This is a genomic window from Salipaludibacillus sp. CUR1 (assembly GCF_021028955.1).
GTDB lineage: Bacteria > Bacillota > Bacilli > Bacillales > Salisediminibacteriaceae > Salipaludibacillus.
Genome location: NZ_JAIWPE010000096.1, coordinates 301,371 through 325,773, shown reverse-complemented (window position 1 = coordinate 325,773; position 24,403 = coordinate 301,371). Strand labels below are relative to the sequence as shown.

30 protein-coding genes are annotated in these 24,403 nt (G+C 40.5%); 25 read left to right on the top strand and 5 right to left on the bottom strand.

What is annotated here, in order from left to right:
- The 5 genes from coxB to K8O68_RS20305 all read left to right on the top strand — a co-directional run bounded on the left by coxB (position 1) and on the right by K8O68_RS20305 (position 4,459).
- On the top strand, positions 1–1,041 hold the full coding sequence (coxB, locus tag K8O68_RS20325; RefSeq protein WP_230898576.1) for a cytochrome c oxidase subunit II: 1,041 nt from the start codon (positions 1–3) through the stop codon (positions 1,039–1,041).
- A gap of 23 nt (positions 1,042–1,064) precedes the next feature.
- Positions 1,065–2,900, top strand: coding sequence for a cytochrome c oxidase subunit I (gene ctaD / locus K8O68_RS20320; RefSeq protein ID WP_230898575.1), 1,836 nt, complete (start codon positions 1,065–1,067; stop codon positions 2,898–2,900).
- Entirely contained in the window at positions 2,900–3,520 is a 621-nt protein-coding gene (locus tag K8O68_RS20315; RefSeq protein ID WP_230898574.1) for a cytochrome (ubi)quinol oxidase subunit III, read from the top strand. Before ctaD ends, K8O68_RS20315 begins: the two co-directional genes overlap by 1 nt.
- Before the next feature lie 4 nt (positions 3,521–3,524).
- Positions 3,525–3,872, top strand: coding sequence for a cytochrome C oxidase subunit IV family protein (locus K8O68_RS20310; protein ID WP_230898573.1), 348 nt, complete (start codon positions 3,525–3,527; stop codon positions 3,870–3,872).
- A 131-nt stretch (positions 3,873–4,003) separates the two neighbouring features.
- Entirely contained in the window at positions 4,004–4,459 is a 456-nt protein-coding gene (locus K8O68_RS20305; RefSeq protein ID WP_230898572.1) for a DUF420 domain-containing protein, read from the top strand.
- 66 nt (positions 4,460–4,525) lie between these two features.
- Here the strand turns inward: K8O68_RS20305 and ytvI are convergent, their stop codons facing one another.
- Both ytvI and K8O68_RS20295 read right to left on the bottom strand, forming a co-directional pair.
- On the bottom strand, positions 4,526–5,584 hold the full coding sequence (gene ytvI, locus K8O68_RS20300; protein WP_230898571.1) for a sporulation integral membrane protein YtvI: 1,059 nt from the start codon (positions 5,582–5,584) through the stop codon (positions 4,526–4,528).
- 125 nt (positions 5,585–5,709) lie between these two features.
- A complete protein-coding gene (locus K8O68_RS20295) occupies positions 5,710–6,063 on the bottom strand; it encodes a YugN family protein (protein ID WP_230898570.1) in 354 nt (117 codons plus the stop codon).
- A 156-nt stretch (positions 6,064–6,219) separates the two neighbouring features.
- Between K8O68_RS20295 and K8O68_RS20290 the strand changes: the two genes are divergently transcribed.
- The 8 genes from K8O68_RS20290 (at position 6,220) to coaD (ending at position 11,574) form a co-directional block, all read left to right on the top strand.
- On the top strand, positions 6,220–6,648 hold the full coding sequence (locus K8O68_RS20290; protein WP_230898569.1) for a CBS domain-containing protein: 429 nt from the start codon (positions 6,220–6,222) through the stop codon (positions 6,646–6,648).
- Between the two features lie 721 nt (positions 6,649–7,369).
- The gene (locus K8O68_RS20285) at positions 7,370–8,446 is read left to right on the top strand and encodes a CAP domain-containing protein (protein WP_230898568.1); all 1,077 of its coding nucleotides are present in this window, start codon (positions 7,370–7,372) and stop codon (positions 8,444–8,446) included.
- 106 nt (positions 8,447–8,552) lie between these two features.
- Positions 8,553–8,960, top strand: a complete 408-nt coding sequence (locus tag K8O68_RS20280) for a YlbD family protein (protein ID WP_230898567.1) — start codon at positions 8,553–8,555, stop codon at positions 8,958–8,960.
- A gap of 28 nt (positions 8,961–8,988) precedes the next feature.
- Complete coding sequence (locus K8O68_RS20275; protein ID WP_230898566.1) at positions 8,989–9,225, top strand: YlbE-like family protein; 237 nt, start codon at positions 8,989–8,991, stop codon at positions 9,223–9,225.
- A gap of 77 nt (positions 9,226–9,302) precedes the next feature.
- Entirely contained in the window at positions 9,303–9,743 is a 441-nt protein-coding gene (locus K8O68_RS20270; RefSeq protein WP_230898565.1) for a YlbF/YmcA family competence regulator, read from the top strand.
- Positions 9,744–9,785: 42 nt separating this feature from the next.
- Positions 9,786–10,061 (top strand): YlbG family protein, encoded by a 276-nt coding sequence (locus K8O68_RS20265; RefSeq protein WP_230898564.1) that lies wholly within the window; start codon positions 9,786–9,788, stop codon positions 10,059–10,061.
- A gap of 458 nt (positions 10,062–10,519) precedes the next feature.
- Complete coding sequence (rsmD, locus tag K8O68_RS20260; protein WP_230898563.1) at positions 10,520–11,089, top strand: 16S rRNA (guanine(966)-N(2))-methyltransferase RsmD; 570 nt, start codon at positions 10,520–10,522, stop codon at positions 11,087–11,089.
- The gene (coaD, locus tag K8O68_RS20255; protein ID WP_230898562.1) at positions 11,086–11,574 is read left to right on the top strand and encodes a pantetheine-phosphate adenylyltransferase; all 489 of its coding nucleotides are present in this window, start codon (positions 11,086–11,088) and stop codon (positions 11,572–11,574) included. The genes rsmD and coaD overlap by 4 nt, the downstream gene beginning before the upstream one ends.
- Here coaD and ylbJ read toward each other — a convergent pair.
- Complete coding sequence (gene ylbJ, locus K8O68_RS20250; RefSeq protein WP_230898561.1) at positions 11,571–12,782, bottom strand: sporulation integral membrane protein YlbJ; 1,212 nt, start codon at positions 12,780–12,782, stop codon at positions 11,571–11,573. The two genes, coaD and ylbJ, sit on opposite strands and share 4 nt — an antisense overlap.
- A 157-nt stretch (positions 12,783–12,939) precedes the next feature.
- Between ylbJ and K8O68_RS20245 the strand changes: the two genes are divergently transcribed.
- Together K8O68_RS20245 and K8O68_RS20240 are read left to right on the top strand one after the other, a co-directional pair.
- Complete coding sequence (locus K8O68_RS20245; protein ID WP_230898560.1) at positions 12,940–13,731, top strand: patatin-like phospholipase family protein; 792 nt, start codon at positions 12,940–12,942, stop codon at positions 13,729–13,731.
- Entirely contained in the window at positions 13,724–14,764 is a 1,041-nt protein-coding gene (locus K8O68_RS20240; protein WP_230898559.1) for a SepM family pheromone-processing serine protease, read from the top strand. Before K8O68_RS20245 ends, K8O68_RS20240 begins: the two co-directional genes overlap by 8 nt.
- A gap of 98 nt (positions 14,765–14,862) precedes the next feature.
- Here K8O68_RS20240 and K8O68_RS20235 read toward each other — a convergent pair whose 3' ends face one another.
- The gene (locus K8O68_RS20235; RefSeq protein WP_230898558.1) at positions 14,863–16,101 is read right to left on the bottom strand and encodes a nucleotidyltransferase; all 1,239 of its coding nucleotides are present in this window, start codon (positions 16,099–16,101) and stop codon (positions 14,863–14,865) included.
- Positions 16,102–16,362: 261 nt separating this feature from the next.
- On the opposite strand from K8O68_RS20235, the gene K8O68_RS20230 reads away from it, so the two are divergent.
- The 4 genes from K8O68_RS20230 to K8O68_RS20215 all read left to right on the top strand — a co-directional run bounded on the left by K8O68_RS20230 (position 16,363) and on the right by K8O68_RS20215 (position 18,578).
- A complete protein-coding gene (locus tag K8O68_RS20230; protein WP_230898557.1) occupies positions 16,363–16,875 on the top strand; it encodes a YceD family protein in 513 nt (170 codons plus the stop codon).
- A 46-nt stretch (positions 16,876–16,921) separates the two neighbouring features.
- The gene (rpmF, locus tag K8O68_RS20225; RefSeq protein WP_230898556.1) at positions 16,922–17,095 is read left to right on the top strand and encodes a 50S ribosomal protein L32; all 174 of its coding nucleotides are present in this window, start codon (positions 16,922–16,924) and stop codon (positions 17,093–17,095) included.
- A gap of 82 nt (positions 17,096–17,177) precedes the next feature.
- On the top strand, positions 17,178–17,927 hold the full coding sequence (locus K8O68_RS20220; RefSeq protein WP_230898555.1) for an enoyl-CoA hydratase/isomerase family protein: 750 nt from the start codon (positions 17,178–17,180) through the stop codon (positions 17,925–17,927).
- A 102-nt stretch (positions 17,928–18,029) separates the two neighbouring features.
- Positions 18,030–18,578, top strand: a complete 549-nt coding sequence (locus K8O68_RS20215) for an RsfA family transcriptional regulator (RefSeq protein ID WP_230898554.1) — start codon at positions 18,030–18,032, stop codon at positions 18,576–18,578.
- A 217-nt stretch (positions 18,579–18,795) separates the two neighbouring features.
- Here the strand turns inward: K8O68_RS20215 and K8O68_RS20210 are convergent, their stop codons facing one another.
- Positions 18,796–19,275: an N-acetyltransferase gene (locus K8O68_RS20210; RefSeq protein ID WP_093047696.1), complete on the bottom strand. Its 480-nt coding sequence runs from the start codon at positions 19,273–19,275 to the stop codon at positions 18,796–18,798.
- A 186-nt stretch (positions 19,276–19,461) separates the two neighbouring features.
- Here K8O68_RS20210 and K8O68_RS20205 point away from each other — a divergent pair, with 186 nt between their 5' ends.
- The 6 genes from K8O68_RS20205 (at position 19,462) to ftsL (ending at position 24,376) form a co-directional block, all read left to right on the top strand.
- Complete coding sequence (locus tag K8O68_RS20205) at positions 19,462–20,358, top strand: 2-dehydropantoate 2-reductase (RefSeq protein WP_230898553.1); 897 nt, start codon at positions 19,462–19,464, stop codon at positions 20,356–20,358.
- Positions 20,351–20,731, top strand: coding sequence for a DUF3397 domain-containing protein (locus K8O68_RS20200; RefSeq protein WP_230898552.1), 381 nt, complete (start codon positions 20,351–20,353; stop codon positions 20,729–20,731). The genes K8O68_RS20205 and K8O68_RS20200 overlap by 8 nt, the downstream gene beginning before the upstream one ends.
- A 113-nt stretch (positions 20,732–20,844) precedes the next feature.
- Positions 20,845–22,479, top strand: a complete 1,635-nt coding sequence (bshC, locus tag K8O68_RS20195; RefSeq protein WP_230898551.1) for a bacillithiol biosynthesis cysteine-adding enzyme BshC — start codon at positions 20,845–20,847, stop codon at positions 22,477–22,479.
- 115 nt (positions 22,480–22,594) lie between these two features.
- A complete protein-coding gene (mraZ, locus tag K8O68_RS20190; RefSeq protein WP_230898550.1) occupies positions 22,595–23,026 on the top strand; it encodes a division/cell wall cluster transcriptional repressor MraZ in 432 nt (143 codons plus the stop codon).
- Between the two features lie 30 nt (positions 23,027–23,056).
- Entirely contained in the window at positions 23,057–23,992 is a 936-nt protein-coding gene (rsmH, locus tag K8O68_RS20185) for a 16S rRNA (cytosine(1402)-N(4))-methyltransferase RsmH (RefSeq protein ID WP_230898549.1), read from the top strand.
- 12 nt (positions 23,993–24,004) lie between these two features.
- Positions 24,005–24,376 (top strand): cell division protein FtsL, encoded by a 372-nt coding sequence (gene ftsL / locus K8O68_RS20180; RefSeq protein ID WP_230898548.1) that lies wholly within the window; start codon positions 24,005–24,007, stop codon positions 24,374–24,376.
- The last annotated feature ends 27 nt before the right edge of the window (positions 24,377–24,403 follow it).

Genomic DNA, 24,403 nt, shown 5'->3' with positions numbered 1-24,403 from the left:
ATGAAGTATATATGGCGTCTTCTTCCAATATCTTTCATCTTGCTGTTGTCTGGATGCGGTGTTGAAAATTTATCTGCCCTTGATCCTCGTGGACCGGTGGCGGAAATGCAGTATTCTTTAATCCAGCTCAGCTTGTATATTATGATTTTTGTTTTGGTTGTCGTATTTGCGATTTACATTTTTGTTATCATCCGGTTCCGTGAAAGACCGGGAGACACACATATTCCAAAGCAAGTACACGGTAACCGTACACTGGAAATTATTTGGACGACAATTCCTATCCTCCTGTTGCTTATGCTCGCTATCCCGAATGTTATGGATACGTTTACTTTAGCTGATATGAGTGTAGATGGCGGCGAGGAAGATGGTGAAGAAATAGACCATGTAAGGATTGAGGTAACAGCTCATCAATTCTGGTGGGAATTTGAATATCCGGATCTCGACGTAGTTGCCGGACAGGATATGTATATCCCGACGGATACCCGGATTTTGATTGAATTACATTCTACAGATGTGCAGCATTCTTTCTGGGTGCCTGCATTAGCCGGGAAACAGGATAACGTACCTGGTATTACGAATGAAATGTGGCTGGAAGCTCCTGAGGAAGGCGTTTACATGGGTAAGTGTACAGAGCTTTGCGGCCCGTCTCACTGGTTAATGGACTTTAAAGTGATTGCAGTTGATCCTGATACTTTTGATACGTGGGCAACAAATATGGCAGAGCCGCCGGCACATTTGGCTGAGCCTGAAGGCGAAGTAGCGGTGGATGGCCGCGGTGTTTTTGAAGAAAGCTGTATCAGCTGTCACGCTGTTGGAGATGAAGGCGGTAATTTAGGGCCTGATTTAACAAACTTCGGCGAGAGGGAAGTTATAGCGGGGTATCTCGATTATGATATGGATAACCTTGAAGCGTGGCTCAGGGACACAGAGGATCTTAAGCCAGGCAATGAGATGCCGAGCTTTAATGAAGATGCTATAAATGCTGAAGAAATGGATGCACTACTTGAATATCTAGACAGCTTAAAAATACTAGAAGAATAGGTTATACAAGGGGGTAAAACAACGTGTCTTATGCGAAGGCTCAGTCTAAAAATGTTGTCTGGGACTGGCTGACTACTGTGGATCATAAAAAGGTCGGTATTTTATATCTTGCCGGCGGCGCATTCTTCTTTGCCTTAGGCGGTATAGAAGCTGTACTCATGCGTATTCAGCTGATGTTTCCTGATTTGGCTATTGTGCAAGCCCAGACATTTAATGAGTTATTAACACTGCATGGTACAACGATGATATTTCTGGCTGCCATGCCTCTGCTATTTGGTTTTATGAACTTTATCATACCGTTGCAAATCGGCGCGCGTGATGTCGCTTTTCCGTTTTTAAATGCGCTTGGTTTCTGGCTGTTCTTTTTTGGCGGATTATTACTTTATGTAAGTTTATTTACAGGTGGTGCTCCGGATGCCGGGTGGACGGCTTACGTGCCATTATCCAGTAATTCGCCGGGACAGGGACTTGATTATTACGTGCTAGGTTTACAGGTCAGTGGTTTGGGGACACTGATTGGCGGGATTAACTTCCTGGTAACCATTATTAACATGCGTGCTCCTGGCATGAGTATGATGAGAATGCCCCTATTTACATGGAGCTCTTTTGTTGCTTCCATGCTGATTCTATTCGCTTTTCCTGCTTTAACAATCGGTTTATTGCTTTTAATGCTCGAAAGATTGTTCGGGGCAACGTATTTTGCTGTTGACTTTGGCGGAAACGTTATTATATGGCAGCATTTATTCTGGATTTTCGGACATCCGGAAGTTTATATCTTAATTCTGCCGGCCTTTGGTATTTTCTCTGAAGTCATACCAACTTTTGCAAAGAAACGCCTATTCGGTTATTCAGCGATGGTTTTTGCCACACTGATTATCGGTTTCCTAGGATTTATGGTGTGGGCTCACCACATGTTTACAGTCGGTATGGGGCCGGTAGCTAACGCGATTTTCGCAGTTGCGACAATGGCTATTGCCGTGCCGACAGGTATTAAAATATTTAACTGGCTTCTTACCTTGTGGGGAGGACGAATTCAGTTTACAACAGCTAACCTGTTTGCGTTAGGCTTTCTTCCATCTTTCGTGATGGGCGGGGTTACTGGGGTTATGCTTGCAACAAGTGCAGCTAACTATCAGTTCCACGACACGTATTTCGTAGTAGCTCACTTCCACTACGTTATAATAGGCGGAGTGGTGCTAGGTATATTTGCCGCTGCATTTTACTGGTGGCCGAAAATGTTTGGTTACAGGCTAAGTGAAACGCTAGGTAAGTGGTTCTTCTGGTTATTCCTTATCGGCTTCCATATGACATTCTTTGTACAGCACTTCCTGGGACTTATGGGAATGCCGCGCCGGGTAGCTTCTTTCTTACCTGGACAGGGGCTGGATGCCATGAACTTTATAAGTACACTTGGGGCTTTCCTTATGTCTATAGCATTTATCATTTTCCTGATTGCAATCTTTGCATCAACGAAGAACCGTGATAATGTTCAGGATCCATGGGATGGTCGTACACTCGAGTGGACAGTGCCTACGCCTGTACCGGAGTATAACTTTGCTCAGACGCCATTAGTCCGCGATCTTGATCCTTACTGGTATGAAAAACATGAAGGTGACGGAAAAATTAAAGCGGCAGAACCTTTAGGTGAGATTCATATGCCTAATGCGACAATACTTCCTGTCACAATTTCAGCTGGACTAATTGTTGCGAGTTTCGGATTTATTTACCACATCCTCCCGTTAATTATTGGCGGATTTATTATTACTTTCGGTGCGATGTTTGTACGTTCCGTAAAAGAAGATCACGGGTATCATATACCTGTAGAAGATATTAAACGAGATAAGGAGGAGGGCAAATAATGGCTGATCATCAAGCAGTAGAAAAGCAGACCCTTCCTCCGAATCCGGAGAAGGCGACTTTAGATGGCCGTAATAAATATTTAGGCTTCTGGTTCTTTCTTGGGGGCGAAACAGTTTTATTCGGTAGCTTATTTGGAACATACCTCGGTCTGCGCGGCGGAGTGGTAGACGGTCCAGGGCCGGCCGACTTGTTCCATCTGGATTTAGTGTTCATTATGACAATGATCTTATTAACAAGCAGTTTAACCAGTGTGTTTGCGGTAATAAACATGAAACGGGGCAACTATAAAGGCTTGCTTATGTGGATGTGGGCGACCGTTGCACTTGGTATTGCTTTCCTTGGGTTTGAAATTTACGAATTCTATGAGTATTATCATGCCGGGCTCGGATTCACCACGAGTGCTTTTGCTTCTTCTTTTTATACACTTGTAGGAACACACGGTGCTCACGTGGCATTCGGTGTGGCGTGGATAACCGTTCTGTTAATCCGTTACAGGAACACTGGTCTAACATTGACTAATGCACCTAAATTTAATACTGCAGTATTATACTGGCACTTTATTGATGTCGTTTGGGTGTTTATCTTTACTGTAGTGTATTTACTAGGAATAGGAGGCTGATCAAATGAGTTCCCATCAAGATCCAAGCGCACCTTTACAAGGGGCACCTTCGAAAAATACAGAGCGAAAACTTAAAAATGAAACACGCACACAGCTCATATCTTTTATTCTGATGATATTCATTACCTCCATGGCGTTTATTTCAATAGGCAGTGATGCTGTGCCAAATGGGTTTGCTATTCCTTTTATTCTTATGTTGGCAGGTGTTCAGGTTGTTTTACAGCTTTACTTTTTCATGCATATGAATGAGAAGGGAACAGGATGGATCAATGTTATGATCTGGTCAGGCTTATTTGTGGCAGCTCTAACTGTCGGGGCGTTAATGTTCCTTATAGGGGAAGTGAAATATTAGTTGGAAAGTGCCTCCATTTCTTTGGGGGCACTTTTTTAATCGGGTTTTCAATTCTTTGTACTACGGTTGAATAAATATGGTAAAATAATTTAATGTAATGAGTTGAGGGAACAGAGAAAGAGGGGAAAGTTATGGCAACGTTTTTACCTTTTATAAGTACAGTTTTTATTGCGCTAAGTGCTATCTTTGTGGCTGTCGGCTGGTATTATATTGCAAAAAGAAACATAGAGGCACACAGGAAAGTGATGTTCTGGGCAGCGGTACTTGCCGTCGTGTTTTTTGCGACCTATTTATCTAAAACTTTTTTTATAGGAAGTACAAGCTTTGGAGGGCCTGAAGAAGTAGAAACTTATTATCAGATTTTTTTGCTTTTCCATATCACTATGGCTACTATAGCTGCTGTGTTAGGGATTATTCAGCTTGTGACTGGATACAAAAATAATTTGAAGCTGCACCGGAAGTTAGGGGCGACCACATCTATAATCTGGTTTATATCAGCTACTACGGGGATTGCTGTCTATCTCCTCCTGTATATTATTTTCGATCCAGGTGAAACCACTCATTTGTTTCGTGCTATTTTAGGATGATAATTTAAATAAAAAACAGACCTTTCCATACGGGGAGAAGGTCTGTTTTTTTGTGCATAAAGAATTTTAAATTTTGAAATTCATTTTTATTATTCCGGCTTCCTTGGCACTGGAAAACAAAATCACCACAAGAGGACCAAGTATAAATCCAATCGCTCCGAAAAGCATTAACCCGATATATAACGAAATCAGGGTGGCTAGTGGAGATAGTCCGATGTGATGCCCCATGACTTTTGGTTCTACTGTCCGCCGTATGGTCAGTAAGACAGCAGCAAGCACAAGGAGCTGAATGGCCATAGCGGCATTGCCGGCAATCAAATAATAACCTGCCCATGGAGCTAATACAGCTATTGAACCGATAATTGGAATGAAATCAATCAGCCATATGAAAATGGACATGATTAAAGCTACCTCAGGCGCAATAATGAGAAGGCCGATAAAAGTCACAATAAAAATGATAATACTCACAAGAAATTGTGCTTTAAAAAATCCAAAAATAACATAAGAAAGCCTTGAAGCCATAAAGCTTACTTTTACGGCTGTTTCTTCTGACATATAACTGAAGACCTTTGTTCTTAAACGTGGCAAATCGAGCAAAAACAGATACAGCGCGATGAGGTAAACAAGGAAAGAAACAATATATGAAGGGATTCTGACAAGGACCCCGGTCACATAACCAATAATATTTATTCCCTGCAGCGTATCTCTCATATTCAAAAGCTGTGTTGTTACTGCTCTGTCTATATCATCAACTATATCCTGTGAATACTGGTCAAATTGCAAACGTAAATTATCCAGTACATTCATCCAGGCGATATTGATTTCGTTAATAATAGAAGGAAGATTCTCTACAAACTGGTTTAATTGCGTTAAAGCGCGGGTGAAAGTAAAGTAACCGATTAATGCAACCACCACCAGGAAAACGATAAACACAATAAAAACAGCGATGTTTCTTGACAGCTTCCCCCGGTTAACGAGCGCTTTTACTGCCGGTGTCAGAAACAAGGCAGTTATTAAAGCCAGAATTATTGGCAGAGAAACAGGAAGAACAAAATAAACGAAGAGGCCGGCTGCTATCAGCCCAAGGATTATGTATAGATATTTTCTTTTAGTCTGTGGTGTCAAATGAATCCCCCTCTCCCTAAAAAGTGTAAAAAAAAGCTTTCGACAAATCGTCAGGCTTTTAAAACCCGGTCAGACTGGATCGAAAGCAAATATTTGTGAAATTCTCTTATGTAAAATTACACAATTTACAGAGCTTCAGCCTTCACTTTTTCTAAAATTAAATCAATTTTCTTTTGGCATTTATCTACAATCTGCTTAGGAAATTCCTCATCATACTCAACGCCGTGCGGGTAGTAATGTTTACCGACATAAGGCTTCATCATTTTTACAGTGCTGTAAGGGGATGGGATTTCACCTTCCTCAATATGAGCTGGAATACGGAAATAGTATACATCATTATGAACCTGGTCCACCATTTTATAGTCGAACGTTACACGTTCATAATCATATTGGTAATGAAAACCTGCTTCTTCCATAATTTCTTCTAAAGGCTGGAATTCAATAGTAATTCCATCAAGTCCTGTTTCTTCAAATTTCATTCCGGTACCTCCTCAAAATCTTCTTTAGTTACTCTTTATTATGATATTACGAATTTGCTTTTGTTGCAACGATACGTCATTTAAAACACTCATAAATATTTTTATTCTGGATAGGGAAGGATAAAAAATGTAAATTTTGAAGGGAGGATGAATAGTATGACTACTTTAAGAGACATTATGACCGACAGTGTGGATACGTGTTCACCAATGGACAATGTTTATCAGGCTGCTTTAAAAATGAAAGAGGATCATGTTGGCGCTATTCCTATTTGCGAAGAAAGAAAGTTATTAGGAATGATTACCGACCGTGATATCGTCGTACGCGGAATTGCTGAAAAGCTGCCTGATTCAGCATCAGTACAGGAAATAATGAGTGAACATCTCTTTACAGCCTCTGCTGACATGGACGTTCACGAAGCGGCTAAATTAATGGCTGAAAATCAAATTAGACGCTTACCTGTTGTTGAAGGCAGTAATTTAATTGGCATTGTTTCATTAGGTGATTTAGCTGTTCATACGTCTACGGAGCACGAAGCAGCTATAGCGCTCAGTGAAATTTCAGAACGTCCAGAATTTCACCATTAATACGATGTGCCTGAAGCTGGGACAAAAGAATAGTAATCATAAAGAAAGCCGAACAAATCTTACGATTTTTGTTCGGTTTTTCGCTTTTGTACTTAATAAAAAATTGACTCTGATAAATAGTAATTGCAGTGATTTCAGTCCGCCAGGCGGACGCTTGCCCAGGGGCTTGTCCTTTTAATCTGCAGGTTCACTCTTGGCGAAGGCTTATACCACAGGCATAAGTGCAACATAGGTCATTAGGATCTTCGGCTAACCCCCTTCACGTCCTGTGAAAACGCCGAAGTCACCACATCCGTGTGGAAGTTCGCTGTGTTTTCTTTACCCGAGGGCTTGTCTTCAACTAACTTTCCCGAAGGATTGCTTCGGGAAAGTGGATTTTCAGACTTCGCCTATCCTCCAGGTGTCCTCGCCTTCGTTCACCGGTAAAAAAGTATTTAGCGGGTGCGTTTTTTCTACAGGATTAGCTAAAATTAACTCAGCCTGGAGCTTCGTTGAATTGGATCTTCAGACTGCGCTTGATCCCTCGGGCGTCGCCGCCTTCTGTCCTTCAATCAAAAAGCAGTGGCTATTTAATAATTGGTAAACTAAAAGTAACACGCCTGTCTGATAAAAATTATTGTTCGTCCTTTTCTAATGCGTCCTCCTTGCCCCTATGACATATATTTATTACTATTGAAAGAATAAGATTGAGCTACAAAGTACTGGCAGGAGGACGACAAACATGAGATTTTTATATTCTGCATTTTCTTTTCTGGTTATTTTTTCTGCCTTTATTGTTTTTGTCGTTCTTGATGGAGAAAACATACCTATTGATAACGTGACCGATGAAGAAAATGAAACCAATGAAGAAAATGAAAACAGCAATGAAATAATGGAAAACGATATGAGTACCGAAATAAATGTGCAAGAGACATCTGACATTGCTCTTTACAAATGGATAAACAGAGATGTGGAGGATCTGACCGAAGAATTCGGTGAGCCTGTCCGCATCGACCCTACTCCTTACGGATATGACTGGTATATTTATCACGGCGAAGAAAACTATATCCAGTTTGGAGCAGGTTCTGAAGAAGTCATAACAGTATTCACTAATAGTCAAGGATTAAAAAGGCATAAGAATGAAATTGGAGATACCTACGACGAGGTAGCCTCCAACTACAGTTTTGACTCTGAACAAACAATAGATGAAGGTTTGAATTCGTATACTTTTACATTAACTGAAGAAGAGCTTTCCGCAAGACCGCTTGTCCACGTAGAAGATGATATTTGGGCCCAGCTTTATTTTGACACTGTGGAAGAGGAACTCTCATCGGTAAGATATTTGACAAAAGACGTGCTGCTGATGCACCGTCCATATTCCCTTACTTATACTGGAAGTCTTCCGGAAAAGGATACACTGGAAGGTGAAGAAGCAGAGGAATGGGAAAGCGGCCAGGCAAGACAAATTCTGGATCTGAGCAATACTATCCGCCAACAACATGATAAGCCATTACTGAGCTGGCACGAAGGAGCGGCTGAAACAGCTTATGGCCATAGTAAAGAAATGTATGAAGAAGAATATTTTTCACATACGTCGCCTGAAGCCGGTTCATTAGGCGACCGGCTCAACAGTAATGAAGTGGTCTATTCTTTAGCTGGAGAAAATATTGCAGCCCAGTATACGGATGCTATAGGTGCAGTCCAAGGCTGGTTAAACAGCGAGGGGCACCGGGTAAATTTATTAAATGATGACTTTACCCATTTAGGAGTTGGAGTTCACCAGACATTTTATACTCAGAACTTTATTACTCCGCGCTAGACAGGAAATGCACAAAAGCAGCCAGTAAATATTAAAAATAGGCGCACATCTCTCTTTGACCATATTATGATGTAGTAAAGTATGTTCTAGGAGAGAGGTGGACAATGTGAGCCAAAGTCTGCACCCTGACGTGAAAAAATTTAAGACGTTTGTTAGAGAAAACCCGCATGTATTAAGGGATGTAAAATCCGGCGATAAGAAGCTGCAGGATTTGTTCGAAGAATGGATGTTATTTGGAGAAGAAGATGAAATATGGAGTACTTACAAAAATAAAGAAGACTCGGAAAAAGAGAAAGACTCTGATAATCCTGAGGGAAATTCGTCTGAAAGTGAAATGGATGTGCTTAATATGCTTAAGAAAATGAATTTAAACGATATTCAGCATCATCTCTCGCAATTCAGCACAGTAGTCGGCTCAATACAGGAGTTAATTTCGCAGTTTAAACAGCAGCAAAATCCTTCACCGCCTTCCGGTCCGGACAATCATTCTCCCTTTTCCTTTAGGGAAGATTAGGAATTAACCTGCAGGGAGGAGAAACAGTTTGAGAACAGATGTTTATGATTATGTAAAAGCCAACCCTCAAATTCATAAGTATTTAAGAACCCATCCTGTGTGGTACAGGAGGCTGGGAAGAGAGCCGGAAAAATTGCCGGAAATGATAAAAGAATCGAACGTTTACTATGGAAAGACATTTCCTCAAAGGGTGGAACAGATTCAAAGAAACATGAACCTGGCTATGATGATGATTGAAATGATGAAACAGGTGAAAGAGCCATAACTCTTGTCACCTGTTTTATTCTGTGTTTAGCAGGAGAGTTTATTTCGTGTTATACTTAGGCAACGGAGGTGCTAAAGATGGTTACAACTATGACAGATATTAATATACTCCAGGAAACATCACAATTCAGTGACTTAATAATATCATCAGATATTTTCTATAAATACACCCAGACAAAAAAGGAAGTGCAGACTAACGCTGAGGCTCAGGAAATGCTTGTCCATTTTCAAGGATTGAAAGAGAAGTATGAAGAAGTTCAGCGATTTGGAAAATACCACCCGGATTTTCATAAAGTGACTTCTGAAGTCAGGGAATATAAACGTAAAATAGACACCCACCCTCTTATTTCTGAATATAAAACAGCAGAAAAGGAACTGGAAAGCCTTCTTACTGAAGTAAGCCGGATTCTTGCCCATTCAGTCTCCCAGGAAATTAAGGTGCCGACAGGGAACCCGTTTTTTGATCAGGCTGGATGTAGCGGAGGCTGCGGTTCAGGGGGAAGCTGCGGATGCGGCTGATCTGTTTAATATCTATAATCCAGTAAAGGAGATATCGTACGTATGGTAGCCAACCGTGTAGGATTAGCCGTTTGGATTTATTCACTGAAACAAGTGAAACAGCTGAAAAGATTCGGTAATGTCCATTATGTTTCAAAAAAGATGAAATATGTGATTTTATATTGTGATGAAGAGCGAGTGGACGAAACGATTAATAAATTAAGATCTTTAAATGTTGTTAAAGATGTTTCCATGTCCATGAGGCCTTGGATTAAGACAGAATATCAGAATTCTATTCCTGATAAGGAAAAGAAGGATGATTATAAAATGGGAATCTAACCTCCGGAATATACCTGGAGGTCTTTCTTTTTGCTCTGGTAAGCTAAATGAGGTTTTTGAAGGTACGCTCTCTTGCGGCTCCGGAGAATGTTTTACACGCCTCTTCATTTCAAGCCAAGGATCACTAAATTATTGAAATAGCCTGCTTAAAACGGTCATTTGGCAAAAAAAAACCTGTAGTTAATGTGCGAAACTACAGGCTGCCCTAAAGCAGACAGCAATTTGTCTGCAAAGGCTATGGGAGAGGAGAAACCGGAGGAAGAACTTATGGGGAAACGTAAGTCTTCTCCGCGGTTGTCCGCAGCATGTCATGCTGCTACTCTTATTATGGTCGAATAGGTTATGATTATACGTTTTAGAAAGAAATTACATTAGTTTGTTTTATTTTTTACTTATAATGGATTATGGTAGGATTAAAATACTTATGATAAGACGTTTGAAAAGACAGGTGAAAATTAATGAGAGTAGTTAGCGGCCAAAACAAAGGGCTGGTGCTGAAAAGTGTTCCGGGAAAAACAACCAGACCTACTTCTGATAAAGTAAAAGAAGCTGTATTTAATATGATAGGGCCTTATTTTGAAGGCGGTACGATGCTTGATTTATATGCCGGAAGCGGCGCAATGGGAATAGAGGCCATCAGCCGGGGGATGGAAAAGGCAGTGTTTGTAGACCGTGAACGAAAAGCCGTGGAAACAGTTTATGCAAACATAAAAGCTGCAGGACTGGAAGCCAGTGCTGAAGTTTTTAGAACTGAGGCCCACAGGGCTTTAAAAGCACTAAAAAAGAAAAGCAGCCAGTTCCAATTTATTTTCCTGGATCCTCCGTACGCTAAACAGAAATTGAATGAAGAGCTTGCTTTTATTGATGAAAACGGGTTACTCCAGGAAGATGGATTTATCGTGGCAGAACATTCTTCAAAAATACTTCTTGAAAGTACGTTTTGTAATTTCAGCAAACACAGAGAAGAAACATATGGAGATACAGTTATAACTATATATCTATCAACTCGCAAGGAGGAATCTGAATGAGCCGTACAGCTATTATTCCGGGAAGCTTTGATCCGGTAACTTTGGGTCATCTTGATATAATTACACGTGGAGCAAAGGTATTTGACCGCATCATCGTATCAGTATTAAACAATCAGCATAAAAATCCGTTATTTACAATCGAAGAACGCATTGAACTGCTTAAAGAATCTACTGCCTCTCTTGAAAATGTGGAAGTGGACAGTTTTAACGGACTTCTTATCGATTATGTAAAAGAAAAAAACGCAAACGCTATTATAAAAGGGCTCCGGGCAGTTTCGGACTTTGAGTATGAACTGCAGATGGCTTCTATTAACAGGAAGCTTGATGAAAACGTAGAGACGTTCTTTATGATGACTAACAACCAGTTTTCTTATTTAAGTTCCAGTATTGTAAAAGAAGTAGCAAAGTACGGAGCACCTGTAAATGACTTAGTCTCCCCTCCGGTAGAGAGAGCATTAAGAAAAAAGTTCTCGGAAAGAACCTAATCTTTTTTTAAATTGTAACAGAACCAGAACAAAAGACTGATCAAGGTTACCAGACTTCCGTACAGAATAAGCCAGTCATAGATCGTAATGAAAATAAACTGGAATGTATAATCAGTTACCACCTCACTGTTTACGGGGAGAGAAGCTTCACTGATTCTGTCCGTGTATAAAGGAGTGAACAGAACAAAAGCCAGGACAGCTGAAACGGCAGCATGGATGCACCTTGCAATAAAAAAGGGCATGAAGCGGATATCTGTTGAAGACAAAATACTGGCTACCTGAGCCTGGACGCTGAATCCGTTGAAAGCAAGTATAAAACTTGTGATCACTGCCTGCTGTAATAAAGTGGCTTCAGAGACTCCGCTTATACGCTGGCTTCCAAGAGTTATTTCAAAAAGGCCTGCTATAATACCGGGACTGAGGGCGTCAGGCATGTGCATTCCGACAAGAAATATGGAAATAACCACACTGACCATATCTGAAAAACGTATGATTTCCAAAATTTGATTTAAGACCGAGAAAAAAATCATAAATCCCCCAATCATTAATAAGGTGTGAATCGAGGAATTTATGGCATCGCCCATCATTTTTCCTAATGGTTCTTGTTGATTGAGCCGGTCATTATGCATTTTTCGAAGAGCTGCTGTAAAAGAAACAGACCGTGCAGGAACAGGCTTTGATTGTTCATGACTGCGGCCGTGGAACCGCATGACGAGCCCTACAAAGAGGTTTCCTCCGTAGTGGGCAGCAGCAAGAAGCAATCCGATTGAAGCATTTTGAAAAAAACCAACAGCTATCGCACCGAATATAAATAATGGGTTGGAGGCATTCGTGAAAGAGGCAAGCCTTTCCCCTTCTATTTGTGTTACATGGCCTTCCTGTCTCAGACGGGCTGTTAACTTGGCTCCTGAAGGAAAGCCGGAGGCCAAGCCCATGGCCCATACAAATCCTCCTGATCCGGGAACTCGAAACAAAGGCCTCATTAACGGCTCAAACAAGGTGCCTAAGAAAGAAACGACCCCAAACCGGATGAGGAACTCGGATAAAATAAAAAAAGGCAGCAAGGAAGGAAAGACTACTTCCCACCAGACAGTCATTCCTCGGACCGAAGCTTCATAAGCTTCCTTTGGAAAGACCATGAAACATCCAGCTAAGAATGTCGCACTAATTCCGTATAAAAATGTTTTAATTAATTGAATACGGGACATGAACAGGCTCCTTTAAAATAAGCTGTATAAAGAAGGTGGACGAAACAGGGTCCTTGATAAGGGAATAATTAATCATGACTTGTCCTTAAATAAATATTTTCAGACAGCTGATTTTAGACCTGTAATTATAACGATTATGTAAAAGGGGTTGGATGGGGTGGGAAAGCCGAAGATAGGATTAGCATTAGGCTCCGGGGGTTCTAGAGGATATGCCCATATAGGGGTTCTCAAAGTTCTTAGTGATGCTGGAATTAACGTTGATTATATTTCCGGAAGCAGTATGGGAGCCCTTGCAGGTGTCCTGTATGGAAGCGGATATTCTCCCGGTACTATGGAAAAACTTGCTTTACATTTCCGCAGAAAGTATATATTGGACTTTACTGTTCCAAAAATGGGCTTTATAAAGGGTGATAAAGCAAAGGAAGTTATTCGTATACTGGTAAACAATAAAAACCTGGAAGACTTATCTCCTAAAGTTCAAGTGGTTGCAACTGATCTGTTAAGCGGAGAAAAAAAAGTTTTTACAAAGGGAGACATAGCAGATGCAGTAAGGGCAAGTATTGCTATTCCTGGTATTCTGGTCCCTGAAAAGATTAATAACCGCTTGTATGTAGACGGAGGAGTTATTGACCGTGTTCCAGTGTCAGTGCTGGAAGGCCTGGGAGCAGACATTAAGATAGCGGTAGACGTCTCTTATTTTAATACTGAACCTGAAATTACTTCTATTTACGATGTTATTATTCAAAGTATGGATATTATGGAAAAGGAAATGATGATCTACCGTGAAAACCAGGCAGATATTATGATTCGTCCTATTTTATCGCATTACAATGCAACCCAATTTACTAATGCGAAAGAAATTATTGATCAGGGGGAAAAAGCTGCTGAAAAAGCGCTTCCTCTTATTAAACAAATAATTGACAAGTGGAGGGAACCTGGAAATGGATGACAGACAACACCGGAATAATAAATCTTGGGTGAAATGGGTTGTATTATTTGCAATTCTTATAGCTGTTAACTTTATTCAATTGCCTTATTACTTCACTGTACCTGGAGAAGCAAAAGTACTGACAGAAGTTATAGAGGTTGAAAATGGAAACGAATACGAGGGTACTTTTATGCTGACGACTATTCGTATGGGTAAAGCCAATATAGTTAACTATACATGGTCGTTATTCAGCGACAGAAGAGAATTAATACCGGAAGAACAGATTCGCCCTGAGGGTGAAACAGATGAACAGTACCATCACAGACAAATGATGATGATGAGCGGATCACAGGAGCTGGCAGTCCTGGTGGCTTACAATTATGCAGGAGAAGAAGCCTATTTTGAGAACTACGGCGTGCTGGTTACTTCTATTATTCCGGATATGGATGCAGAAGGTAAACTGGAAGTCGGCGACAAGATCGTGGCTATTGATGGAGAAGAAGTGCTGGAAGTAAATACTCTTTTTGATATTTTGGGAGAGTACGAAATTGGTGATGAGGTCCCTATCACCTATGAACGTGAGGAAGAAACAGATACTGTAACGATAGAAGTCCAGTCTTTTCCTGAAGAAATGGATCCTGAAGGTGAAAGGGGAGGGATTGGGATTGCTAATCCTGTAACTGACAGAGAATTAATAAAGAACCCTGAGGTGTTAATTGATACAGATCAGATCGGCGGACCTTCAGCCGGGCTTATGTTTACACTTGAAATATACAATCAGCTGCTTGAGGAAGATATTACTCACGGTTTGGAAATTGCGGGAAGCGGGGCAATTGATGAAGACGGAAACGTCGGCAGGATCGGTGGCATTAAACAGAAAGTATATGCCTCGCATGAAGCTGGAGCTGATGTCTTTTTTGCGCCTGATGAAGAAGGAATGGAAGGAACGAATTATCAATTGGCTGTAGAAGCGGCGGAACAATTAGGGACAGATATGGAAATTGTTCCAGTCTCTCACTTTGAAGATGCGCTCAATTATCTTGAATCTCTTTAACAGGATCAGACAAAAAAGCTAACTGCTTTCTAAAAAACCTGCAGGAACTTGTACCATTCCTTGCAGGTTTTTTAAATTTTAATAAGAACTTATATGATTCATGTGGTGAACTTATTAAGACCTCTGTCATACTGGACAGGTACTGCCTTGTATTCGTCCATGAACGAATTGCGAAATGGATGATGCACCATGCCATGCAGTCTGCTGGCAAGGATATCCTTACTTAAGACTGGGTCTTCACTCTGGCTCGCTTTAGTAATGAGCGGTACACTTAGAGTCTTTTTAATTTGGGAGAGCAGCGAGCGTCCGTTTTGGGACATTCCAAGGACCCTGACATACGGGGGTAACGGTTGGCTGAGGGCCTCCTTCATAAAACTCTTTGTAGAATTTAAATATATATGAACGAGAAGCCGCTGAAGCCTTGTCCTGGTATACCGTTTCGTTTTAAGCCGGCTTATAAAATCTTCGAATGAGGAGCTATGAACTATACACTTTTTAAGCCGGTATTCCAACCCTTCCTCGCATTCATAAATCTGCCGCAGTTCATCCTCGGTGTCTGACATGATCTTGTGCTGGAGAAAGGAATAATAATTATCCCATGAATGGAGGCTGCGGTTTTCAGCTGAGTACTGTGTTAATTCTTCCAAGGTGCCGGGAGGGATAAATTCAGAAATTTGCCCTGGTGAAGACCTGTTTAAGAGAAGCTCTTTTCTAAGAGCTGTAGCGCTTGCAATCCGACTGTGCCTGATTTCCTGGTCGTGGTAATGAGCTCCGGTTCTTTTTATTGTATGCATACGGATGGACGGATGGTTGTTTATAATTGATTTTATGTAATGGAACCCTAAAATGTTATTTGGCTGTTTTAAATCAAGAATCGTTTCACTGTTTTTCATAGCTTTAAAAGCGTCTGAGAACGCTCTTGGATAGCTTTTCCCTGACTTTAATTGTTTTTGTATTTCAATGTCGAGTTTATTCTTATTTAGTTCTTCCCATTTCACAGCCTGAATGAAATCCTCTATCTCACCGCTTTCACTTCCGAAGCAAACATCTGTAACTGAAAGCTGGTCCAATATGGAAACTGCCCCGTCAGCAAAAATCTCAGCTTTTTGAGCCGCGTAAATATAAGGGAGTTCAACAACTAAATCTACTCCCCCTCTTAACGCCATTCTTGTCCTGTTCCATTTACTTACTAACGCAGGCTCTCCGCGCTGTAAAAAATCTCCGCTCATGACAGCCACGGTAATATCCGCTTTTGTTTTTCTTACTGACTGTTCCAAGTGATAAAAGTGGCCATTATGAAAAGGGTTATATTCAACGATCAGCCCTAAAACATTCACTTACTGCACCTACTCTCCGCGAATAGTTATTAAGAAAAAAGTAACATATTATGCATAGGTTTTCATCTTTTGCATTGAAATAATTTTATGGTATGGTAGAGATACCCTGTTAAATGAATAATACGGTCAGTATGAACGGGTTAACAGGTGTTTTTAATACCTGACTGAAATTATTTTTACGAATTGAAATGTAAAGGAATTATCTTGACAAACGTTTTTTTGAAAGATATAATAACATTTGTTGTCTTGAGGTGAATAGAAATGAAATGGTCGGTACAGCAATTGCTAGCCTTCAAACAAAAAGGGCTGCAAATTGACGAATCGGTCGATGCAAGTAAAGTTAAAGAAATAGACCGGGAAATTCGTGACATCACTCCAGTAAGAGTGAAAGGTGAGACGTTTATAGCCAATGATTCAGTTACATTCCAACTGGATATCAGCGGTTCTATGACCTTACCGTGTGCTCGTACATTAAATGATGTAGAGTACCCTTTTTCCATGCAAGCCACTGAAATATTTCTGCTGGATGAATGGGCCACCTTCGAGGAAGATGAAGACGTTCATGAATTGAAGGATAACACGGTCGATTTGATGCCTTATGTTCAAGAGCGCATTTTGCTTGAAAAACCAATGAGGGTCTTCAGCGACAAAAAAGAAGGACCTGCTCCGGAATCCGGAAATGGTTGGGAATTAACGACCAAGGATGAGCCGCAAAAAGAAAAGGTTGATCCCCGGCTGAAAGAGCTGGAAAAGTTTTTTGACAAGAATAGCTAACCGGATGGATTAGCAGATATTGATGATCATCAAGGAGGTGGGACTCATGGCAGTACCATTTAGAAGAACAAGTAAGACTAAAAAAAGACAGCGCCGTACGCATATCAAATTGCGTGTGCCTGGAATGACAGAATGTCCTGAATGTGGAGAAATGAAGCTTTCACACCGCGTATGTAAAGCGTGTGGTTCTTATAAAGGACGAGATGTTGCAAGTAAATAAGAGTTTAAACAGGAAGGGACTCCCTTCCTGTTTTTTCATATAACACCTTATGAACAATTCTAAATAGAAGGGAGCAGTTATAATGGCAGTCATGATGGAATATTTAGATAAAAATACAGCCAGAATCATATTAAATCGTCCTGCACGTAAGAATGCTGTTAATTTTGAAATGATACATAAACTGAACGGGTTCTTAGAGGAAATAGACAAAGATAAAGATCTAACCGTATTATGGATTCAGGGAGAAGGAAAAGCCTTTTGCAGCGGAGGGGACCTTGAAGAATTTCACAGTCTGCGAACATCTGAAGAAGCTAAAAAAATGCTTATACCGATGAGCGGCGTATTAAAAAAAATCGTTTCCTTAGATGCAGTAACTGTCTCGTACTTAAACGGACCGGCAGTAGGGGGTGGGGCAGAATTAGCCAGTTCAACCGATTTCACTCTTGGAAACGCTTCCGCGAAAGCAGGCTTTATCCAGGGGAACCTGGCCATAACGACCGGCTGGGGCGGAGCTTCCTTGCTAAAAAGAAGAATCGGTTACCATGCCGCCTTAAAAATGCTCGCCACAGCGAAAGTTTATTCAGTACAGGAATTAAATGACTTAGGATTTGTCCATCAAATAGTAAATGACGAAAAGGACGTCCGCCAATGGTGCATGGAGTGGGTTAAATCCCCGGACGTCGTTCGTGCTTATAAGAAAAATCTGCTTCCTGAAGAGGAGCAGAAGAAATTATTTGAATTAATTAACCAGGAAATCGAAAGGTGTGCCGGCCTCTGGGAAGGAGAAGCACACCACAAGGCAGTTGAGCAATTTAATAATAAACATCGTTAAGGGCAGCTTTATAAGCTGCTCTTTTTTATACGTCTATCTTTTCTACTAAAAGCATACATATAACATGAATTAAGGAGGTAATAGAAAGGAGGATTTAATGTCTTGATTAGACAGGATGCATGGAACCAGGATGAAGATCTCCTGCTGGCGGAAACGGTTTTAAGGCATATTCGTGAAGGCGGAACACAGTTGGCTGCATTTGAGGAGGTCGCAGACAAATTATCGCGTACTTCGGCTGCCTGCGGATTCAGGTGGAATTCCTCAGTCAGAAAAAAATACGATTCAGCTATCCAGCTGGCTAAAAAAGCAAGGAAAGAATCCAAAAGAAATTTAGTGAGAAACCAAAAACCATTCATTCCCAATGAGAGTAAACAAACAGCCACTTTGACAAATGGCCTGACTCAAAGAAACGAAAAATTAAAATGGTTTGATCAGATGATTGGGTTTCTTGAAAGGGAAAAAGAAAAAGCTGAGGGGAAAGGTCATAGCGAAGAATTATTTTTACAGGAGCTGAAAAAAGAAAACGACCTGTTGAAAAAAGAACTTAACAATTTAAAAGAAGCCTATTCTGAAATAAAGGAAGAATATCAGTTAATGATTCATGCAGTGCAGCGTGCGACTAAAAAAGACAATGAGTCCCGGACTTTATAAAAGTGTTTATCTGAGTTGTTACCAATCAGGGAATAGAAAGAGGGGAAATAATTAAGGGGCTGGAACAAAAGAATAAGAACCATAAAGAAATCCGAACAAAATTTCTGTTCGGATGTTCTTTATTCTTCCATGGAAAGGAAGAGATTTCAGTCCCCCAGGTGGCCGCTTGCCCAGGGGCTTGTCTTCAGCTAAATTCAACTCAGCCATTTTTAATTAGTTATTCTTCTAATTGCTCGGAGACGCCTTCAGGCAGCCAGACATACGGATTTTCTCCACGGTCTCTGTCAGTCTGGTAAGTTAACGCTTCAAAGCCTTGTTTGATCCAAAAGTCATCAGAACGCTGTCTGGCATTAGTTTTAACAGGTACACCATGACTTTTCGCGAAGTTTACCAAAGCATTTCCGATTCCTTTTCCCTGATATCCCGGCAGCACTTCAAGTTTCCATAACTCAAGGTAATCCTGGGGAGGTTCGAAATACCGGTCGAATTTTTTGTCAATCTGATACAGACTCATCCGGCCTACGAGCTTATTTCCGAAATAAACACCATAGAAGGGTGATTCGCTGTCGTTTTCAACAATATTTTCTTCCAGGTCTTCTTTCATGGAGAGTTCCTGCTGCCCGTACTCTCTGAAATTCTCGAATTCTTCAAGTGTTTTAAAATTTACTTTTAACCTGACAACTTCATGTAAATCCATCATAATCCCCTCCGACGTTTTAAAATAGCTTCTTCTTTTTATTACCATTCAAAAGTTATTGAATGTTCTATAGGTTATTATAATTGAAAAAAAAAGAAAATGAAAACGTATTCTTTTAAAAACAATGCCTGCTGTTTAACGTTTATGCTAAAATAATCTCAATGATAGACTCTGAGGGTGATAGGGATGAACATAACAATTATTGGCGGCGGAGCGATTGGACTTCTGACGGCCGTTTATTTAAATAAGCAGGGGCACTTTGTAAAGATCGTCACAAGAACAGACAGACAGGCCTGCCATATTGCTTCAGAAGGACTATCGTGCCACAGTACAGGCCTTCTTCTTAAATCTGAGGCGGCAGCTGAAGCGGCCAGTGAATTTAAAGTGGGCCAGGAAGACTTAATTATAGTGACATTAAAACAGACTCAAATTGATTTTTTTCTAAAGTGGGCTAAAGAGAAGATTCCCAGGCATATACCGCTGTTATTTTTGCAAAATGGGATGGGCCATATTGAAAAAGCCAGCGCTCACCTCGAACATCCATTGTTATCAGGCGTTGTCACTCATGGGGCGTTGAAAAAGTCGGATACGGAAGTCCGGCATACCGGAAGAGGGCAGATTATAGTTGGAGGAGAAGGATTCCTGGAAAAAAGCCTGAAACCTTTATTAACGGACGATAAATCTTTCCCTGTTAAATGGATCTCTGAAATAGAAGTTGTTATGAAAAAGAAATTGCTGGTGAACGCTGTTGTTAATCCTCTGACTGCGTTGTATCAGGTGAAAAATGGAGAAATCCTTTCAAATAGTAAGTTAAAAGATCTGGCTGAAAAGATTTTTAATGAAGCTGCAGAAGTGCTGGATCTTGAAAAAAACGAGTGGAAGTTTGTTGAGAATGTGATCAGGCAAACAGCTGAAAATACTTCTTCCATGCTTGCGGACAGGCTCGCTAAAAAAGAAACCGAATTAGACGCCATTACAGGTTACTTATTAAATCTGGGCCGTGAAAAAGGTATAAGCTGTGAACATACCTTTAAAATCCATGAAAAATTAAAAAAAATTGAACTGGAGGAAAGCTATGATTGAATTCACAGCTTTTTTAGCTGCGACACTTGTTACCGTTCCGCTGATAGGTTTGTATATCATTTATTTTGTTTCTGTAAAAACCACCAGGAATAAGCAGGTCTCCTTTAAAATAGCTGTAGACAGTACCGTTTTACTGTTCATCATTTCCGTGTATTTTTTATTTTTGGAAATATGGCGGATTCATACAGGATGGATGATTGTTCTTTTTTTTCTGTTTACAGCTCTTATATTTACTGTTTTACACTGGAAGAATTATGAGGACATTAAATTGCGGCGCTTATTTAAAGGGGTGTGGCGTTTTCAGTTTGTAGTATTTTTCATTCTTTATTTTATCCTCGTGATATATGGCATGATTTTCCGGATCCTTGCTTAAGGTCAATTAATTGGTACGCAGTGCGTCTTCTGTTATAATTAAACAGAATTTTAACGGGTGTCTGAAAGGATTGGGAAAATCCGTCTTTTACACTTACAGAGAGGTTGAAAAATATGCAGTTTAGAATTGAGACCACTTACCAGGAAAATTCATATATACATAACTATTTAAACGGAGATAAACAGATTTTATCCTTTTATGACTACGGTCTCGGCTCAAAGGACTGTGTCTCCCGCTATGAAGAATTAAAAAACAGAGCTTTTCCCCGTGAAGAGCTGGTTGAAGCGCTTATGAACTTTAACAGAAAATATCATCCCTCAGAACGGGCCTTACATCAAATAGAACGCCTTAGGGATAAGAATAGTGTTACAGTGGTGGGCGGGCAGCAGGCCGGACTGTTAACAGGGCCGCTGTATACCGTCAATAAAATTATTACTATATTAGTAGAATCGAAAAAATTAGAGGAAAAGCTTGCTGCTCCTGTCGTTCCGCTGTTCTGGATCGCAGGTGAAGATCATGATATTGATGAGGTTAACCATACTTATTTTAGTGAAAATGCACATGTCAGAAAAGTGAGAATACCTGAAAGAAATGATATAAAACAGCCGATGTCCGAAAGAAATGTGAACATTGAAAATGCCAAATCCGAACTGCAAGAAGCTTTTCAGTATTTGGAAGAAACACCATTTACAAGGGGGATTTATGACACTTTAATGGAGGAGTTATCCGGAAAATTAACCTATACTGAATGGTGTGCCAGGGTGCTCCATCGCCTCTTTAAAGACACAGACCTCGTTCTCATGGATGCGGCAGACCCTGCAATACGGGAAATTGAACGCCCTTTCTTTACCTCTATGGTACGAAATAATACGTCCATTCAGCGGGCTTTTTTAGAACAGGCAGATGAAATGAAAGCAAACGCTTATGGTGAACCGATAGAAACTGATGAAAATAATGCGCACCTTTTTTATCATGAAGGGCGGCAGCGCTTTTTACTGGAACGGACAGAAGAAGGGTTTAAAGAGAAACATGGGGACCGTATATGGTCAGAGGATGATTTTCTTTATCAAGTGGAGGACGGGAGAATCCAATTGAGCAATAATGTAGTTACCCGTCCTCTTATGCAGGAATTTCTTCTCCCGGTCCATTCTTTCATAGCTGGGCCTGGAGAATTAAAATACTGGGGTGTCCTGAAAAAAGTATTTCACTCATTTGACAGGAAAATGCCTGTCGTCTTTCCGCGTTATCACTTGACCTATTTATCCCGTACTACAGAGAAAAACCTTCAAAAATATGAGGTAGATGTGAAAACGGTCACTCTGAACGGATTAACTGACTTTCAAAGTGAATTTCTGTCCAGGCAAAAAAAAGTGAATGAAAGTAAAGTGTTTGAAGAGGCAGAACAAGAGTTAAAAGAGTTGGCGGATAACATACGGGGCAGGCTCAGCCCGATCGGAAAGAATGTTTCTGCAATCAGTAACCATTTTGAAAGTAAAATGATTGATGAATTAAAAGATTATGAGAGAAAAATCAATCAATTGATGTTATCTCAAAATAACGCCCATTTGTTACGTTTTGATAAGATAGAGGCAGAGGTACGGCCTCATGGTAAGTGGCAGGAGCGTCATTTAAATATCTTTCCTTTTCTGAACAGGTATGGTCCTGACCTTGTTGACAGGACTGTAGCGGGCTTAATGGAGAAGAAAGAAAGTATATGTTCTGCCAGCCATATTTATGTCTATTTATAAAGCACTATGGTGAAAACCGTAGTGTTTTTTTTAATATTTTTTTTGAAAACTAAGTGGTTAAAAGTGGGGGGATGTGGTAAATTAGTGTTATAAAGTGGGGAGGAGGTGGATCCGGATGTTCATGGGAGAATATCATCATAATATTGATGACAAAGGCCGGATGATCATTCCAGCAAAATTCCGTGACGGACTGGGATCCACTTTCGTAGTAACAAGAGGAATGGACAAATGCTTATTTGTTTACCCTGAAAAAGAATGGCAGCAATTAGAACAGAAATTAAAAACACTTCCTTTCACCAAAAAGGATGCGCGTGCCTTTACAAGATTTTTCTTTTCAGGGGCTGCAGAATGTGAATTAGATAAACAGGGAAGAGTGAATATTGCATCTACTTTGCGAAGCTATGCTGCCTTGGACAAAGAGTGTGTGGTTATAGGAGTCTCAAACCGCGTAGAGATTTGGAGTAAAGCGATTTGGGAAGACTATTTTGCAGAGTCTGAGGAATCTTTTGCTGAAATAGCTGAAGGCATTGTAGATTTTGAACTTTAAAATATTTAACTGGAAAGGAGGAGAAGCTGGTTGTTTGAACACGATACCGTCTTAAAGGAAGAAACAGTAAAAGGGCTGAATGTTATCCCAAATGGTATATATGTCGATTGTACATTGGGCGGTGGCGGACATAGCGAAAGAATTTTACACGAACTTTCTTCAGAAGGAAAGCTGATTGCTTTCGATCAGGATATTAAGGCAATTGAACATGCTAAAGAACGGTTGAAACCTTACTCAGCCCAGGTTGATTTTGTACATAACAATTTTCAATACTTAAAAGAAGAGCTGGGGAACAGAAACATAGAGAGTGTGGATGGGTTTGTATTTGATTTGGGCGTTTCATCTCCGCAGTTTGATGAACCCGAAAGAGGATTCAGCTACCGGTTTGACGCCCCCCTTGATATGAGAATGGATCAGACTAAATCGCTCACAGCATATGAAGTAGTCAATGAGTGGAGCTTTCAGTCACTGGCTCAGATTTTATCCCGCTATGGGGAAGAAAAGTTTGCGAAGCAAATAGCCAGGAAGATTGAGAAAAAACGGGAGACATCTCCAATTACATCTACTTTTGAACTTGTAGAAGTAATTAAAGAGGGGATTCCTGCACCTGCAAGAAGAAAGGGAGGGCACCCGGCTAAACGTACATTCCAGGCAATCAGAATTGCTGTTAATGACGAGCTGAATGTCTTTAAGCAAGCTCTTGAAGACGCTATTAACTTAACGAGACAAGGAGGCAGGATTGCTGTCATTACTTTCCACTCGCTGGAAGACCGGATCTGTAAGCAAGTATTTAAAAATAAAAGCAGTTACCCTGACCTGCCAAAAGGACTTCCTGTTATACCTGAAGAATTTGAACCGGAACTGAAACTGATTAACAGAAAGCCTGTAACGGCAAATGAGGAAGAACTGGAAGCTAATAATCGTGCCCATTCAGCTAAATTGAGGATTGCGGAAAAAAATATTTAAGGAGGAATGTAAATGAGCCCATTAGTTCAGAAAAGAGCGCAAGAGACTTACGCACCGCAGCATGACCGGCAGACTAAAAAAGTAAAAGAGCGTGTTTTTAAAGGCGGTATAACAAAAGGCGAAAAAGGGATTTACTTTATGGCTTTAATAGCTGTGGTGTTTGCAGCCTATCTTATCCTGTCAAACTACGCTGCAATGTATTCCCTCAACCATGAAATGCAGCAGACAGAAACTCAAATCACTCAGCAGCAAAGTATTAACGACGGCTTGTCTTTACAGGTTAAAGAGTTGTCAGATCCTGAAAGAATTCTTTATATCGCCCAGAACGATTTAGGTATGAAGTTAAATGACCAAAGCGTGAAAGTTATTCATGGTAATGAATAATTCTCCTTTGATTGTTTTGTGAGGAGG

Coding starts and splice junctions, on each gene's coding strand:
- coxB (WP_230898576.1), top strand. CDS start 1: ATGAAGTATATATGGCGTCTTCTTCCAATATCTTTCATCTTGCTGTTG.
- K8O68_RS20315 (WP_230898574.1), top strand. CDS start 2,900: ATGGCTGATCATCAAGCAGTAGAAAAGCAGACCCTTCCTCCGAATCCG.
- K8O68_RS20310 (WP_230898573.1), top strand. CDS start 3,525: ATGAGTTCCCATCAAGATCCAAGCGCACCTTTACAAGGGGCACCTTCG.
- K8O68_RS20305 (WP_230898572.1), top strand. CDS start 4,004: ATGGCAACGTTTTTACCTTTTATAAGTACAGTTTTTATTGCGCTAAGT.
- K8O68_RS20295 (WP_230898570.1), bottom strand. CDS start 6,063: ATGAAATTTGAAGAAACAGGACTTGATGGAATTACTATTGAATTCCAG.
- K8O68_RS20290 (WP_230898569.1), top strand. CDS start 6,220: ATGACTACTTTAAGAGACATTATGACCGACAGTGTGGATACGTGTTCA.
- K8O68_RS20285 (WP_230898568.1), top strand. CDS start 7,370: ATGAGATTTTTATATTCTGCATTTTCTTTTCTGGTTATTTTTTCTGCC.
- K8O68_RS20270 (WP_230898565.1), top strand. CDS start 9,303: ATGGTTACAACTATGACAGATATTAATATACTCCAGGAAACATCACAA.
- K8O68_RS20265 (WP_230898564.1), top strand. CDS start 9,786: ATGGTAGCCAACCGTGTAGGATTAGCCGTTTGGATTTATTCACTGAAA.
- rsmD (WP_230898563.1), top strand. CDS start 10,520: ATGAGAGTAGTTAGCGGCCAAAACAAAGGGCTGGTGCTGAAAAGTGTT.
- coaD (WP_230898562.1), top strand. CDS start 11,086: ATGAGCCGTACAGCTATTATTCCGGGAAGCTTTGATCCGGTAACTTTG.
- ylbJ (WP_230898561.1), bottom strand. CDS start 12,782: ATGTCCCGTATTCAATTAATTAAAACATTTTTATACGGAATTAGTGCG.
- K8O68_RS20240 (WP_230898559.1), top strand. CDS start 13,724: ATGGATGACAGACAACACCGGAATAATAAATCTTGGGTGAAATGGGTT.
- K8O68_RS20230 (WP_230898557.1), top strand. CDS start 16,363: ATGAAATGGTCGGTACAGCAATTGCTAGCCTTCAAACAAAAAGGGCTG.
- rpmF (WP_230898556.1), top strand. CDS start 16,922: ATGGCAGTACCATTTAGAAGAACAAGTAAGACTAAAAAAAGACAGCGC.
- K8O68_RS20220 (WP_230898555.1), top strand. CDS start 17,178: ATGGCAGTCATGATGGAATATTTAGATAAAAATACAGCCAGAATCATA.
- K8O68_RS20210 (WP_093047696.1), bottom strand. CDS start 19,275: ATGGATTTACATGAAGTTGTCAGGTTAAAAGTAAATTTTAAAACACTT.
- K8O68_RS20205 (WP_230898553.1), top strand. CDS start 19,462: ATGAACATAACAATTATTGGCGGCGGAGCGATTGGACTTCTGACGGCC.
- K8O68_RS20200 (WP_230898552.1), top strand. CDS start 20,351: ATGATTGAATTCACAGCTTTTTTAGCTGCGACACTTGTTACCGTTCCG.
- bshC (WP_230898551.1), top strand. CDS start 20,845: ATGCAGTTTAGAATTGAGACCACTTACCAGGAAAATTCATATATACAT.
- mraZ (WP_230898550.1), top strand. CDS start 22,595: ATGTTCATGGGAGAATATCATCATAATATTGATGACAAAGGCCGGATG.
- ftsL (WP_230898548.1), top strand. CDS start 24,005: ATGAGCCCATTAGTTCAGAAAAGAGCGCAAGAGACTTACGCACCGCAG.